The organism is Brevundimonas sp. TWP2-3-4b1, assembly GCF_049897665.1.
Taxonomy (GTDB): Bacteria; Pseudomonadota; Alphaproteobacteria; order Caulobacterales; family Caulobacteraceae; genus Brevundimonas; species Brevundimonas subvibrioides_B.
Map to the genome: position 1 here is coordinate 26,746 of NZ_JAFCWQ010000020.1, position 11,790 is coordinate 38,535.

Here is an 11,790-nt window from a genome sequence, read left to right on the forward strand (position 1 = left end):
CGATGGAATCCACTTCCTTCTGGACCACGCCCGTCGGCTGGACCCTCGCCACGACCGGCGCTGTGTTGCTGGTCACCGTCGGCGTCCTGATCGCGGTCGCCTTCCTGCTGCTGGCGGATCGCAAGATCTGGGCGGCCGTCATGATGCGGAAGGGCCCCAACGTCGTGGGTCCGTTCGGCCTGCTTCAGTCCTTCGCCGACATGATCAAGTTCGTCCTGAAGGAGATCGTCGTCCCGGCCGGCGCGGACAAGGTCGTCTTCCTGATGGCGCCGGTCATCACCGTGATCATGGCCTTCACCGTCTGGGCGGTCATTCCGTTCGCGCCGGGCTGGGTCATCTCGGACCTAAACGTCGGCATCCTCTACGTCTTCGCGATCAGTTCGATGGGCGTCTACGGCATCATCATGGGCGGCTGGGCTTCGAACTCGAAATACCCCTTCCTGGGCTCGCTGCGCTCCGCCGCCCAGATGGTGTCCTATGAGGTCTCCATCGGCCTGATCATCATCAACGTCATCCTGCTGGCCGGGACGATGAACCTGTCGTCCATCGTGACGTCGCAGGAAGGCTGGATCTGGAACTGGTACGCCTTTGGCGGCGGGGCCGACACCTGGCCGCTGGTGGTCGTCCTGTTCCCGATGATGATCATGTTCTTCATCTCCGCCCTGGCTGAAACCAACCGCCCGCCGTTCGACCTGCCCGAAGCCGAGTCAGAGCTCGTGGCCGGTTATCAGGTCGAGTATTCGTCGACGCCCTATCTGCTGTTCATGATGGGCGAGTACGTGAACATCATCTTCATGTGCGCGATGATCTCGATCCTGTTCTTCGGCGGTTGGAACCCGGGCTTCCCGATTGACTTCACCGCCGACTGGAACCCTTTCGTCGTCAACCTGCTGTTGTTCGCGGTCCTGTTCGTCAAGATCCTGTTCTGGTTCTTCATGTTCGCGATGGTGAAGACCTTCGTGCCCCGCTACCGCTACGACCAGCTGATGCGTCTGGGCTGGAAGATCTTCCTGCCGACCTCGCTGGTGGCCGTGGCCGCCGTCTCGGCCTGGCGCGTCTTCGCGGTGGGGGCGTGATCCGTATGGCCCTTCTCGCCCTGACCGCAGTCACCCTGGCCGGCTGTCTGCCGCCCGCCTATGAGGCCGAGCCTGCGTCCGTCTATCAGTGGCAGCGTCGCCAGGATGACATCCAGCGCCGAGAGACCGAACGGGTTCGCCTGTGCGCCATCATGAACAAGGACACGGATCGCTACGAGCGCGACTGCACGCGTCCGGGAGACCCCGTCCGATGATCACCCGTATCGCCCAGGCCGCGAAGGGCGCGCTGCTGATCGATCTGGTCGGCGCATTCGGCCTGACCATGCGCGAGTTCTTCCGTCCCAAGAAGACGGTCAACTTTCCGTTCGAGCGCGGCCCGCAATCGCCGCGTTTCCGGGGCGAGCACGCCCTGCGTCGTTACGCCAACGGCGAGGAACGCTGCATCGCCTGCAAGCTGTGCGAGGCCATCTGCCCGGCCCAGGCGATTACCATCGAGTCCGAGCCGCGGTCTGACGGCAGTCGCCGCACGACCCGCTACGACATTGACATGGTCAAATGCATCTACTGCGGCCTGTGCCAGGAGGCCTGCCCGGTGGACGCCATCGTCGAGGGACCAAACTCGACCTTCGCGACCGAGACGCGAGAAGAACTCTACTACGACAAGGCCCGACTGCTGGATAACGGCGACCGCTGGGAACGGCAGATCGCGAAGAATCTGGAACTCGACGCCCCCTATCGCTAAACGAAGCGCGCGATTCCCTTACGGGTCGCCGCCCAACCGACTGAAAGGGGCATCGTCCCTCCCATGCTGCAAGGCATAGCCTTCTATCTGCTGGCGGCGACCGCCGTTCTGTCCGGCCTCCTGGTCGTGACGGCGCGCAACCCCGTGCACTCTGTCCTGTGGCTGATCCTGGCCTTCTTCTCGTCGGCGGGACTTTTCGTCCTTCTGGGCGCGGAGTTCCTGGCGATGCTGCTGGTGGTCGTCTACGTCGGCGCCGTCGCGGTGCTGTTCCTGTTCGTGGTCATGATGCTGGACGTCGACTTCGTCCGCCTGCGCGAGGGATATGCGACCTATCTGCCCCTGGCCGCGATCGTGGCGGGCATCCTGCTGGCCGAGATGATCATGATCTCGATCGTGGTGGTGCAGGGCGGGGCGGCCGCCAACGCCGTGGGCCCGGCCGTGGCGACCGCAGACGCCTCGAACGTCGAGGTCATCGGGCGGGTGCTCTACACGGACTATATCTACTTCTTCCAGGCGGCCGGGATCGTGCTGCTGATCGCCATGATCGGCGCCATCGTCCTGACCCTGCGCAAGCGGACCTCGGTCCGCCGCCAGGATCCGGGCGCCCAGACCAACCGCGACCGCAAGACCTCGGTCGAGATCAAGGGCGTCGTCACCGGCGTCGGCGTCACCGGCGAGGAACTGCGCTGATGGAAGTCACCCTGCAGCACTATCTGGCGGTGGCGGCGCTGCTGTTCACCATCGGGGTCTTCGGCATCTTCGTGAACCGCAAGAACGTCATCATTATCCTGATGTCGGTCGAGCTGATCCTGCTGGCCGTGAACATCAATTTCGTCGCCTTCTCGGCCTATCTGAACGACGTGTCGGGGCAGATCATGGCCATGTTCGTCCTGACCGTGGCCGCCGCCGAGGCCGCCGTCGGCCTCGCCATCCTGGTGACCTTCTTCCGCAACCGCGGCGATATCGCGGTTGACGACGCCAGCGTGATGAAGGGCTGACCGCGTGAGCCTCGAACTATTGGTCACCCTGGGCGTCTTCGCCCCCCTGCTCGGCGCGGCGATCGCCGGCTTCTTCGGCCGCCGCGTCGGCGACATCCCGTCTCAAGCCGTCACGACCGGCCTGCTGTTCTTCTCGTGCGCCGTGGCCTGGACCGTGTTCAGCCAGTGGACCTGGGGTCAGCTCGAGCCGTTCACGGTCGTCGTCTCGCCCTTCATCAACGTTGGCGATTTCCAGTCGAACTGGTCGATCCGCATCGACGCCCTGTCGGCGACCATGCTGGTCGTGGTCACGACGGTGTCCTCGCTCGTGCACCTGTATTCCTGGGGCTATATGGCCGAGGACGACTCGAAGCCGCGCTTCTTCGCCTACCTGTCGCTGTTCACCTTCGCCATGCTGGCCCTGGTTACCGCCGCCGACTTCATGCAGCTGTTCTTCGGCTGGGAAGGCGTGGGCCTCGCCTCCTATCTGCTGATCGGCTTCTGGTTCAAGAAATCGACCGCCTCGGCCGCCGCCATCAAGGCCTTCGTCGTCAACCGCGTCGGCGACTTCGGCTTCGCGCTCGGCATCATCACGGTCTTCTGGATGTTCGGCACGATCCAGTTCGCCGAACTGTTCCCGATGATCGCCTCGAAGGCCGGCACGGGCTGGGAGTTCCTCGGCTACACTTGGTCGGCGCTCGATCTGGCGGGCGTGCTGCTGTTCATCGGCGCGATGGGCAAGTCGGCGCAGTTCTTCCTGCACACCTGGCTGCCCGATGCCATGGAAGGCCCGACACCCGTGTCGGCCCTGATCCACGCAGCGACCATGGTCACCGCCGGCGTCTATATGGTCTGCCTGCTCAGCCCGATCTACGAATACGCCCCGACGGCGTCGCTGATCATCGCCGTCACCGGCGCGGTCACAGCCCTGTTCGCCGCGACGGTCGGTCTGATGCAGAACGATATCAAGCGGGTCATCGCCTATTCGACCTGTTCGCAGCTGGGTTACATGTTCTTCGCGGCCGGGGTCGGCGCCTATGAGGCGTCGATGTTCCACCTGTTCACCCACGCCTTCTTCAAGGCCCTGCTGTTCCTGGGCGCCGGCTCGGTGATCCACGGCATGCATCACGAGCAGGACATGCGGAAGATGGGCGGGCTGTGGAAGCTGCTGCCCGTGACCTATGCGGTCATGATGATCGGCACGATCGCCATCACCGGCCTGGGAATCCCCGGGATCGGCGGCTTCGCCGGCTTCTATTCCAAGGACTCGATCATCGAGAGCGCCTTCGCGGCGGCGACCAGCGGCCATTCGCCGGCCGGCTATTTCGCCTTCGTCGTCGGCATCTTCGCGGCGGGCCTGACCAGTTATTACTCGTGGCGGCTGATCTTCATGACCTTCCACAACAAACCGCAGTGGACGGAAGAGGCGATGGCGGCGAACGCGCACGACCAGGGTCACGACGACCATGCCTCCCACGCCCAGCTCGAGACCTATTCCGAGCCGCTGCCCGATGATCACGCGCACGACGATCACGCCCACGACGACCACGGCCACCACGGTCCGCTGAAGCCGCACGAGAGCCCGTGGATCATGCTGGTTCCGCTGATCGCCCTGTCGATCGGCGCCATCGCGGCCGGCTTCGTCTTCGCCCCGAATTTCATCGGTCACTACGAGACCGAGTTCTGGCGCGGCGCCATCTTCAACGGCCCGACCAACCACGTCCTGCACGAGAGCCATGACGTTCCGCTGTGGGTGAAGTGGTCGCCGCTGATCGTCACCCTGACCGGCGCCTTCATCGCCTTCTGGTTCTACGTGCTGAAGGAAGGTCTGCCGAAACGCATGGCCGCCAACGAGGGACCGCTGTGGAGCTTCCTCTACAACAAGTGGTATTTCGACGAGATCTACGACGTCATCTTCGTCAAGGGCGCCAAGGCGCTGGGCGACTTCTTCTGGAAGGTCGGCGACGTCAAGATCATCGACGGGCTGGGGCCGAACGGCTTCGCCTGGGCCTCGCTGAAGTCCGCCGCGCGACTGGCCAAGATCCAGTCCGGCTATGTCTATCACTATGCGTTCGTGATGCTGCTCGGCGTGGCCGGTCTGCTCGCCTTCGCCATCTACACCTGGGGCGCCTGAGTTATGGGTACGATCCCCAACATCCTGAGCGTGGTGACGTTCCTGCCGCTGGTCGGCGCGGGACTGATCCTGCTGGCCAAGCTGATGGCCAAGTCCAACGAGGATAGCATCGCCCGCTGGGTCGCCATGATCACCACCCTGGTGGTGCTGGCCGTCTCGACCGTGCTGGTGCTTCAGTTCGACAGTACGAATGCGGCCTATCAGTTCGTCGAGAACTACGTCTGGTTCGCAGGCGCGGGCTATCATCTGGGCGTCGACGGGGTCTCGATCCTGTTCGTCCTGCTGACGGCCTTCCTGATGCCGATCTGCATCCTGGCCAGCTGGAAGTCGGTCGAGACGCGCGTCGGCGACTACATGATCGCCTTCCTCGTGCTGGAAACCCTGGTCATCGGCGTGTTCACGTCGCTGGACCTGTTCCTGTTCTACATCTTCTTCGAGGGCACCCTCGTTCCGATGTTCATCATCATCGGCGTGTGGGGCGGGGCGAACCGGATCTACGCTGCCTACAAGTTCTTCCTCTACACCCTGCTCGGGTCCGTCCTGATGCTGCTGGCCATGCTGTGGATGGCCAACGAGGCTGGCACGACCTCGATACCGGCGCTGAAGGAATACGCCTTCGGGCCGCAGGCTCAGTCGATCCTGTGGCTGGCCTTCTTCGCCTCCTTCGCGGTCAAGATGCCGATGTGGCCGGTGCACACCTGGCTGCCCGACGCCCACGTCCAGGCGCCGACGGCGGGCTCGGTCATCCTGGCCGGCATCCTGCTGAAGCTGGGTGGCTACGGCTTCATCCTGTTCAACGTGCCGATGTTCCCCGATGCTTCGGTCGCGTACCGACCGCTGGTCTTCACACTGTCGGTGATCGCCATCGCCTACACCTCGCTGGTCGCCTTCCGTCAGACCGACATCAAGAAGCTGATCGCCTATTCGTCGATCGCCCACATGGGCTTCGTGACCATGGGCATCTTCGCCGGCAACGCCCAGGGCCTGCAGGGCGCCGTCTTCCAGATGCTGAGCCACGGGCTGATCTCGGGCGCGCTCTTCCTCTGCGTCGGCGTCGTCTATGACCGGATGCACACGCGTGAGATCGCCTTCTACGGCGGCCTGACGAACAGGATGCCCTGGTACGCCGCCATCTTCCTGATGTTCACCATGGCCAACGTCGGCCTGCCGGGAACCTCGGGCTTCATCGGCGAGATCCTGACCCTGACCGGCGTCTACCAGGCCTCTACCTGGGCCGCCTTCGTGGCGGCGACCGGCGTCATCCTGTCGGCGGTCTATGCCCTGACCCTGTACCGCAACGTCATGTTCGGCGAGATCACCAACCCGGCCCTGGCCACGATCAAGGACATCGACCTGCGTGAGCTGGTCATCTTCGTCCCCCTGATCGTCGGCACCATCTGGCTGGGCGTGCAGCCGGACCTGGTCCTGAACTACACCGCCGCCTCCGTCGACGCCGTCGTCAACGGCTGGCAGCTCGCGACCGGCGGGTGAGAGAATAATGCCTGACCTGTCCTACGCCCTGAACCTCGCCGCCTCTGAGCTGACGCTCGCGATCGGCGCTCTCGTCCTGCTCCTGCTCGGCGCCTTCATCGGCGAGAAGTCGGCTCGGCTGATCTCCATCCTGTCTGTGGCCCTGCTGGTCGCAGCGGCCGCCGTCGCCGCCACCGGCCCGCTGGGTCAGGCCTTCAACGGCGCCTATGTCGCCGACCCGCTGGCCATCTACGCCAAGGTCGCGATCTACATCGCCTCGGCCTTCGCCGTGGTTCTGGGCGGCGGCTGGATGCAGCGGATGAACATCGCCCGCTTCGAGTTCCCGATCCTGATCGTCCTCGCCGCCGTCGGCATGGGCATGATGGTGTCGTCCGGCGATCTCATCTCGCTCTACGTCGGGGTCGAGCTGCACTCCCTCGCCCTCTACATCCTCGCCGCCTACCATCGCGACGACCTCAAGGCGTCGGAAGCCGGCCTGAAGTATTTCGTCCTCGGCGCCCTGTCGTCGGGCCTGCTGCTGTACGGCGCCAGCCTGATCTACGGCTTCGCCGGCTCGATGCGGTTCGAGGACATCGCCGCCTATGCCGCCGCCAACCCGGGCCCGGGCCTGATCTTCGGCCTGGTCTTCCTGATTTGTGGTCTGGCCTTCAAGGTCTCGGCCGCGCCGTTCCACATGTGGACGCCCGACGTCTACGAAGGCGCGCCGACGCCGGTCGTGGCCCTGTTCGCCACGGCGCCCAAGATGGCCGCCATGGTGCTGTTCGCCCGCGCCCTGTCGGAAGGTTTCCTCGGCGCCCACGACCAGTGGGCCCAGGTCCTGATCCTGATCGCCCTGGCCAGCTTCCTGGTCGGCGCCTGGGGCGGTCTGGCCCAGAAGGACGTCCAGCGCCTGCTCGCCTACTCCTCGATCGCCAACATCGGCTACGCCGTCCTCGGCATCGCCGCCGGCACCGAACAGGGGCTGCAGGCCATGGTCATGTTCATGACCCTGTACATGATCGACACCATGGGTTTCTTCGCCATCCTGCTGTCACTCAGCCGGAACGGCCGTCCGATCCGCAAGATCGCCGACCTCGCTGGCCTCAAGAACGACCGTCCGTTGACGGCCCTGGCCATTACCATTCTGTCGCTGTCGGTGTTGGGCATGCCGCCGTTCGCCGGCTTCTGGGGCAAGTACTACGTCTTCGGCGCGGCGGCTTCGGCCGGCTACTGGATGGTCGCAGCCGCGGGCCTTGTGGCCTCGGTCGTGGCCGCCTTCTACTACCTGCGCATCATCAAGCTGATGTGGTTCGACGCGGCGCCCGAGGGCACGGCGCCGACCGACAAGGCGCCGGTGGAAGCCCAGTGGATCGGCTGGGCCTGCGCGGCCTTCAGCTTCCCGCTGGTAATCGTCGGCCTGACCTGGCTGGAGCCCCTGACCCGTATCGCAGCCACCGGTTTCGGAGCGGGGTAGGGCGGTGACGCCCGCCATCCACGTCCTCGACGAGATCGATTCCACCAACGCCGAGGCCCGCCGCCGCGCCGAGGCCGGTGAAATCGCGAGCCAGTGGATCGTTGCGCGCCGCCAGTCCGCCGGACGCGGCCGGCGGGGCCGCGCGTGGAACAGCGACACGGGCAACCTGTTCGCCACCCTGCTGACCCTGACGCGAAAGCCGCCCGCCGAGGCCGCTCAGGTCACCTTCGTGGCCGCGCTCGCGGTCGCGGACCTGCTGGACGCCTTCGCCGTTCCGGGCGTGGTCTCGATCAAATGGCCCAACGACGTGCTGATTGCGGGCGCCAAGGCTTCGGGCATCCTGATCGAGTCCGGCGTCCATGCGAACGGCGCCCTGTGGCTGGCCGTCGGCATCGGGGTCAACCTGGCCCATGCGCCAGAGGGGACAGAGCGCCCCGCGACCAGCCTCGCCGCCCATCTGCGCGCCGACATCGCCTATCCGCCCCCGGTCGAAGCCGCTGCCACCGTCCTCGCCGAGGCCTTCGCCGTCTGGCAGGCGCGCTGGGACAGCCTGGGCTTCCAGCCGATTCTCGACGCATGGACAGCGCGCACCGAAGGCCTGGACGGCCCCTGCGTCGCCCGGCTGGGGCATGAGACGGTCGAGGGCCATGCCGAGGGCGTGGCCCCGGACGGCGCCCTTCGTCTGCGCACGTCGGACGGAGCCCTGCGCCTCATCTCGGCGGGTGATGTCTTCTTCGGCGCCGATGCTCACGAGAGGGCCGCCTGATGCTGCTCGCCATCGAACAGGGAAATACCAACACGCTGTTCGCGGTCCATGACGGCGAAAGCTGGATCGCCCAGTGGCGCACGGCGACAGAGGCCAGCCGTACGGCTGACGAATACGCCGTCTGGCTGACGCAGCTTCTGGCCATGCGCAAGATCGACCTGGGGTCGCTGAACGGCTGCATCATCTCCAGCGTCGTGCCGCAGTCGATCTTCAACCTGCGAAACCTCGCGCGCCGCTATCTGTCGGTCGAGCCCCTGGTCATTGGCGACAATGTCGAGCTGGGCATCCCGGTGCGGATCAGGAAGCCGTCGGAGGCCGGCGCCGACCGGCTGGTCAACGCCATCGGCGCGCACCTGGTCTATCCGGGCGACCTGATCGTCATTGACAGCGGCACGGCGACCACCTTCGACGTCATCGCCGCCGACGGGGCGTTCGAGGGCGGGGCCATTGCGCCCGGCATCAATCTTTCCCTGCAGGCCCTGCACGAGGTGGCCGCCATGCTGCCGCGCATCGCCATCCAGAAGCCGGACACGGTCATCGGCAAGGACACGGTGTCCAACATGCAGTCCGGCGTCTTCTGGGGCTATGTCGGCCTCATTGAGGGCATGGTCTCACGCATCAAGGCGGAGTGGGGCAAACCCATGACCGTCATCGGAACCGGAGGCGTCGCCTCCCTGTTCGAGGGGGCGACCCCATCCATCGACCGGTTCGATCCGGACCTGACCATCCGCGGCATGCTCGAAATCTGGCGCCGCAATACCCATCTGACGGACACATGACAAAACAAACCAAGGCTTCGGCCAACGACGAACTCGTCTTCCTGCCGCTAGGCGGCTCTGGCGAGGTCGGTATGAACCTGAACTGCTACGGCTACGGGCCGGAAGACAATCGCCAGTGGATGATCGTCGACGTCGGCGTGACCTTCGGCGACCTGTCGACGCCCGGCGTGGACATCATCGTCCCGGATCCGTCCTTCCTCGAGGGCGAGAACATCCGCGGCATCGTCCTGACCCACGCGCACGAGGATCATATCGGAGCCCTGCCCTGGCTGTGGAGCCGGATGAAGGCGCCTTTGTACGCCACGCCCTTCACCGCCTTCCTGATCCGCGAGAAGCTGCGCGACAACGGCGTCAGGGACGTCAAGATCATCGAAATCCCGATCGGCGGCCACGTCGACCTCGGCCCGTTCCAGGTCGATTTCGTCACCATGACCCACTCGATCGCCGAGCCGAACGGTCTGAAGATCACGACGCCCCTGGGCACGGTCTTCCACACCGGCGACTGGAAGCTGGATCCCGCCCCGGTCATCGGTCAACCGACCGACATCGCCACGATCACGAAGATGGGCGACGACGGCCTGCTGGCCATGGTCTGCGACAGCACCAACGTCTTCGTCGAGGGTGAGGCCGGGTCGGAGACGGAGGCCCAGGACGGCCTGATCGAACTGATCGGCAGCCTCAAGAAGGGCCGCATCGCCGTCGGTTGTTTCGCCTCCAACGTCGCCCGCATGGTCAGCGTCATCAAGGCGGCGGACAAAGCCGGGCGCCGCGTCGCCCTGGCCGGCCGGTCGATGCACCGCATCACCGCCGCCGCCCGCCACGTCGGCCTGTTCAACGACTCGCAGCGCATCCTGACCGAGGATGAGGCCCGTCACTGGCCGGCGGACGAGATCCTGTATCTTTGCACCGGCAGCCAGGGCGAGGATCGCGCCGCCCTGTCGCGCGTCGCCGACGGTTCGCACCCCTTCATCAAACTGGGGCTGGGCGACCACTGCATCTTCTCGTCGCGGGTCATTCCCGGCAACGAGCTGCCGATCGCCAACCTGCAGGACCGGATGGCCGACCGCGGCGTGCGCCTCTACACCGAGAAGGACCACCCCGGCATCCACGTCTCCGGCCACCCGTGCCGCGACGAGATCAAACAGATGTACGCCTGGGCCCGTCCGCGCATCTCGGTGCCGACCCACGGCATGCGCCGCCACCTGATGGAACACGCCGCCTTTGCGCGTGATCTGGGCGTCGAGGAGACGGTGACGCCGCGCAACGGCGACCTCGTTCGTCTGGCGCCCGGCAAGGCCGTGATCATCGACGAGGTGCCGAACGGTCGCCTCTATGTCGACGGCGGCATGGTCGTCACCGAGAAGGGCGAGGCCCTGCGCGAGCGTCGTCACGCCTCGACCAACGGGGTTCTGGTGGTCAGCTTCGCCATGGACAAGCGCGGCAGGATCGTCTCGGACATCGACGTCCGCGCCATCGGTCTGCCGGGCGACGAGGTCACGCCGCTGGGCGATGCCTTGGACGACCTGGCCGAGCGCGTCGAGCAGGTTGTGGGCTCCCTGAAGAACGAGGCTCGCGATGACGACACGGTGGTCGAACAGGCCGTGGCGCGGGTGCTGAAGAAGGCCTCGCAACAGATCTGGGACCGCCGCCCGATCGTCGAGACGGTGATCCTGAGGCTGTGATGATCGGCAGATTGAACCACATCGGCGTTGCAACGCCCTCTATCGAGACCAGCATCGCCCTGTATCGCGACATGCTCGGCGCAGCGTCGGCCGGAGAGCCGTTCGACCTGCCGGCCCAGGGCGTGCGCGTCTGTTTCATCGACCTGCCCAACAGCCAGATTGAGCTGATCGAGCCGCTGGGCGACGACAGCCCGATCCATGGCTTCCTGGCCAAAAACCCCAGGGGCGGGCAGCATCATGTCTGTTTCGAGGTCGAGGACATCCTGATCGCCCGCGATGCCATGCGGGCCAGGGGGGCGACCCTGCTCGGCACTGGCGAACCCCGCATCGGCGCGCACGGCACCCCCATCCTGTTCCTGCACCCGAAGGACATGGGCGGGGTTCTGGTCGAGCTGATGGAAACTCGGAAGGAAGCTCACTGACATGCCCATCGGCCCGATCACCATGTTCGCCATCTACATTGTTGTCTGGTGGGTGGTTCTGTTCACTGTCCTGCCGCTGGGCACGGCCAGCGAGACGCACGAGCCACCGACCGACGGCAGCCAGTGGGGCGCGCCGAAGACGCCGAACCTGAAGCGGAAATTCATCACCACGACCTGGGTGTCGTTCCTGCTGTGGATGTTCGTGATGTGGCTGGTCTTTATCGGCTGGATGCCTCTGCCGGACCTCGCCCCGCCGGTTCGCTGAATCCTCCCTCATCGGGGGAGGAATGCCGCCTAGCTTTCGCCG

At 65.4% G+C, this 11,790-nt stretch carries 13 protein-coding genes; all 13 read left to right on the forward strand.

The window, feature by feature from the left end; all coding sequences use genetic code 11:
• The first annotated feature begins 2 nt into the window (after positions 1–2).
• The 13 genes from nuoH to ACP7A5_RS14110 all read left to right on the forward strand — a co-directional run bounded on the left by nuoH (position 3) and on the right by ACP7A5_RS14110 (position 11,748).
• Positions 3–1,076: an NADH-quinone oxidoreductase subunit NuoH gene (nuoH, locus tag ACP7A5_RS14050; protein WP_426042494.1), complete on the forward strand. Its 1,074-nt coding sequence runs from the start codon at positions 3–5 to the stop codon at positions 1,074–1,076.
• Positions 1,073–1,291, forward strand: a complete 219-nt coding sequence (locus ACP7A5_RS14055) for a hypothetical protein (protein ID WP_426039149.1) — start codon at positions 1,073–1,075, stop codon at positions 1,289–1,291. The genes nuoH and ACP7A5_RS14055 overlap by 4 nt, the downstream gene beginning before the upstream one ends.
• Positions 1,288–1,779 carry an NADH-quinone oxidoreductase subunit NuoI gene (nuoI, locus tag ACP7A5_RS14060; RefSeq protein WP_303694282.1) on the forward strand — a complete coding sequence of 164 codons (492 nt, stop codon included), beginning with the start codon at positions 1,288–1,290 and terminating at the stop codon, positions 1,777–1,779. Before ACP7A5_RS14055 ends, nuoI begins: the two co-directional genes overlap by 4 nt.
• Before the next feature lie 63 nt (positions 1,780–1,842).
• A complete protein-coding gene (locus ACP7A5_RS14065; RefSeq protein WP_426042495.1) occupies positions 1,843–2,469 on the forward strand; it encodes an NADH-quinone oxidoreductase subunit J in 627 nt (208 codons plus the stop codon).
• The gene (gene nuoK / locus ACP7A5_RS14070; RefSeq protein WP_426042496.1) at positions 2,469–2,777 is read left to right on the forward strand and encodes an NADH-quinone oxidoreductase subunit NuoK; all 309 of its coding nucleotides are present in this window, start codon (positions 2,469–2,471) and stop codon (positions 2,775–2,777) included. The genes ACP7A5_RS14065 and nuoK overlap by 1 nt, the downstream gene beginning before the upstream one ends.
• A gap of 4 nt (positions 2,778–2,781) precedes the next feature.
• Entirely contained in the window at positions 2,782–4,890 is a 2,109-nt protein-coding gene (gene nuoL, locus ACP7A5_RS14075; RefSeq protein ID WP_426042497.1) for an NADH-quinone oxidoreductase subunit L, read from the forward strand.
• Between the two features lie 3 nt (positions 4,891–4,893).
• Positions 4,894–6,381, forward strand: a complete 1,488-nt coding sequence (locus ACP7A5_RS14080; protein ID WP_426042498.1) for an NADH-quinone oxidoreductase subunit M — start codon at positions 4,894–4,896, stop codon at positions 6,379–6,381.
• A 7-nt stretch (positions 6,382–6,388) separates the two neighbouring features.
• Positions 6,389–7,834, forward strand: a complete 1,446-nt coding sequence (gene nuoN, locus ACP7A5_RS14085; RefSeq protein ID WP_426042499.1) for an NADH-quinone oxidoreductase subunit NuoN — start codon at positions 6,389–6,391, stop codon at positions 7,832–7,834.
• Between the two features lie 4 nt (positions 7,835–7,838).
• On the forward strand, positions 7,839–8,600 hold the full coding sequence (locus ACP7A5_RS14090; RefSeq protein ID WP_426042500.1) for a biotin--[acetyl-CoA-carboxylase] ligase: 762 nt from the start codon (positions 7,839–7,841) through the stop codon (positions 8,598–8,600).
• Entirely contained in the window at positions 8,597–9,379 is a 783-nt protein-coding gene (locus ACP7A5_RS14095; RefSeq protein WP_426042532.1) for a type III pantothenate kinase, read from the forward strand. The genes ACP7A5_RS14090 and ACP7A5_RS14095 overlap by 4 nt, the downstream gene beginning before the upstream one ends.
• Complete coding sequence (locus ACP7A5_RS14100; protein ID WP_426042501.1) at positions 9,376–11,061, forward strand: ribonuclease J; 1,686 nt, start codon at positions 9,376–9,378, stop codon at positions 11,059–11,061. The genes ACP7A5_RS14095 and ACP7A5_RS14100 overlap by 4 nt, the downstream gene beginning before the upstream one ends.
• Positions 11,061–11,483 (forward strand): methylmalonyl-CoA epimerase, encoded by a 423-nt coding sequence (mce, locus tag ACP7A5_RS14105; RefSeq protein WP_426042502.1) that lies wholly within the window; start codon positions 11,061–11,063, stop codon positions 11,481–11,483. The genes ACP7A5_RS14100 and mce overlap by 1 nt, the downstream gene beginning before the upstream one ends.
• Before the next feature lies 1 nt (position 11,484).
• On the forward strand, positions 11,485–11,748 hold the full coding sequence (locus tag ACP7A5_RS14110) for a DUF1467 family protein (RefSeq protein WP_426042503.1): 264 nt from the start codon (positions 11,485–11,487) through the stop codon (positions 11,746–11,748).
• The last annotated feature ends 42 nt before the right edge of the window (positions 11,749–11,790 follow it).